We start from the raw sequence: 2,632 nt of genomic DNA, 5'->3' as shown, positions 1-2,632 counted from the left end.
CACAACCCGGAAACCGGCGGTCTGCGGCTGGCCTTCTACTTTGACCCCGGCGAGCGGGACCATGTTGAACTTCGCGCCCAGCTCAGGAAAGACGGCAATGCCGCTTCCGAGGTCTGGCTTTACAGGTGGACCGCATGAACACATGTGACCTGATGCCCCCGGAACAGCCGCTGGCAATGCCGGAACAGGATTTCAGCAAGGGCTTCCGCGACGCCGAAGCCCCCGGCGGTGCCGCCCCGCGGCAGGTGGCGCTGTGGCGGCTGCTGGCGTTTTCGCCTGCGATGCTGGCGACCGGTGTCCTCACCTGGGTGATGCGGGGCTGGTTCACCGCCGACGGGTTCTCGCTGCTGGAGCTGATCCTGCTGGCCCTGATTGCCTTCAACTTTTTCTGGATCGCCTTTACCGTTTCTACCGTTTTGCTGGGCCTTTACGGGTTGTCGCGCCGGGAAAAGACTGTTGCCCGCGGCCCGGCGCGCCCGATGAAGGTGGCGCTCTTGATGCCGGTCTATAACGAGGTTCCCTGGTACGTGCTGGGCAACGCCCAGACCATGCTGCAGGAGCTTCATGGCCGCGGCGGCCAGCATGACTATGCGATGTTCATCCTCTCGGACACCCGCGACGATGCCATTGCCGAACAGGAACGCGCCAGTGTCGAGGCGCTGCGGACCATGCTGCCGGAAGGGGCTGAGCTCTACTACCGCCGCCGCGCCGACAATGAGGGGCGCAAGGTCGGCAATATCTCCGACTGGGTGCGCCGCTGGGGCGCCGATTACGAGGCGATGCTGGTGTTGGACGCCGACAGCCTGATGAGCGGTCGCGCCATTGCCCGGCTGACCGACGCGCTGGCGCGCGATCCCAGCGCCGGGCTGATCCAAAGCTATCCGCAGCTGATTGGCGCGCAGTCGGTCTTTGGCCGCATGCAGCAGTTTGCCAACGGCGTCTATGGCCTTGCGCTTGCCGAAGGCCTGGCCCGCTGGGCCGGTCACGAGGGCAACTATTGGGGCCACAACGCCATCATCCGCACCCGCGCCTTTGCCGCCTGTGCCGGTCTGCCGCTGCTGCGCTCGCGCTTTGGCCGCGGCGGCAAGCTGATCATGAGCCACGATTTTGTCGAGGCGGGCCTGTTGCGCCGGGCCGGCTGGTCGGTGCGCTTCCTGCCCCGCATCCGCGGCTCCTATGAGGAAACCCCCGCCACCCTGATCGACCACATCCTGCGCGACCGGCGCTGGTGCCAAGGAAACCTGCAGCACCTGAACCTGTTGCACGCCAAGGGCTTCCGGGCGATCTCGCGCTTTCACCTCTTTGCCGGCGCGATCGGCTATCTGATGGCGCCCGTGTGGTTTGCCCTGCTGGTGCTCTGGGCCGTGATCGGCCGCAGCGAGGAGGCGTCTGTCATCAGCTACTTCAGCGAAGCCAACCCTTTCCGCCCCAGCTGGCCGGACATGTCCGAGCCCAAGCATGTGCTGGTGATCCTGCTGATCTACGCAATGCTGCTCGCGCCCAAGATGCTGGCCGCAGTGGCGCTGCCGCTGACCGGCAGCCGGTTTTCGGAATACGGCGGCCCGGTGCATTTCGCACTGTCATTTGTGTCCGAAGTTTTGCTGGCGATCCTCTATGCGCCGATCCTGATGGTGCAGCAGATGATCGCGGTGTTCCGCACGGCATTGGGGCTGCAACGCGGCTGGGAACCGCAGGCCCGCGACGGCGGCAGCTACTCCTTGCGCACGCTGGCTGCCTGTCACGCGCTGGAAACCGTCAGCGGTGTGACGCTCTGGGCCGGGATCCTGTCGGGCACGGTGTCGCTGTGGCTGGCGCCCATCGCCCTGTCGCTGGTTCTGGCGGTGCCGCTTTCAGCGCTGTCCGGGGTAAGGACGGTGAACCGTATCCGTAACTGGATGGCCACGCGGGAGGAGTTCAGCGAACCCCAGATCACCCGCGCCGCCCGGGTTGCGCGGGCTGATCTCAAAGCCATGCTGGACAATAACACCGCCCGCAGCACTCCGGCAGAGTAAGCTGGCAAGCCGGCCAGGAACTCCCGCGCCCGCAGGATCCCCGGCTGCGCCGGGACACCCTTGGCGGTCTTGGGCCGGGCGCCGCGCTGACGCGCGGCGCGGTTGCGCAAATGTCCGCTGCTATCCTCAAGTGCCAGCTTCGCGGCGGCATGCAACAGCAGCGCGCCCGCAGGGCGCGCTGCCTGGCCCAACACTTTGATGGAAATCTCTGATTTCGGTCAAAAGGGCGGGAGCGCTCCGCTTTTTGCAGGCGCATCCGTAACGTCAGCGCACGGCCGGTTCATCTTCGAACCAATCGGCCATCAGGCCCGCCCAAGCCTTGGGCACAGTATGGCCGCCGTCAAACAGCACCAGTTCGATCTCTGCACCCGCGCCGCAAGTCCAGCGGCGGTGCAGCAACCCGCCCTCGCCCTCGCCCCAGGCCTTTGATGGCGCGTGCGACGCGCAGCCGTTGGCCTCGCGCCAAACCTCCAGACCAGCAAAGACATCGCCCTGCTCCCAGCGCCCGCCGCCAAGGATACGCCCCTCCAGCGGCACCACTTCATCGCGCCAGCCGTGGGTTTGCAACAAACGTACCGGCCCTTCGCAGGTCTCGGGCTGAGGCCGCCAGAACGCACCGG

At 66.3% G+C, this 2,632-nt stretch carries 2 protein-coding genes and 1 pseudogene; 2 read left to right on the top strand and 1 reads right to left on the bottom strand.

Annotated elements, in window-relative coordinates:
- On the top strand, window positions 1–138 hold a 138-nt coding region (locus tag A2I95_RS30650; protein WP_291735931.1), incomplete at its 5' end, for a glucan biosynthesis protein.
- Window positions 135–2,012: a glucans biosynthesis glucosyltransferase MdoH gene (gene mdoH / locus A2I95_RS30645; protein WP_027259291.1), complete on the top strand. Its 1,878-nt coding sequence runs from the start codon at window positions 135–137 to the stop codon at window positions 2,010–2,012. The genes A2I95_RS30650 and mdoH, both read left to right, overlap by 4 nt.
- 264 nt (window positions 2,013–2,276) lie before the next feature.
- Here mdoH and A2I95_RS30640 read toward each other — a convergent pair.
- Window positions 2,277–2,632 (bottom strand): annotated as a pseudogene (locus A2I95_RS30640) (polyhydroxybutyrate depolymerase); the annotation flags it as partial.

It is taken from the genome of Leisingera sp. F5, assembly GCF_001593695.1.
The sequence above is the reverse complement of the archived record's forward strand: the minus strand, read 5'-3'. Positions and strand labels throughout refer to the sequence as shown.

Coding starts and splice junctions, on each gene's coding strand:
- mdoH (WP_027259291.1), top strand. CDS start 135: ATGAACACATGTGACCTGATGCCCCCGGAACAGCCGCTGGCAATGCCG.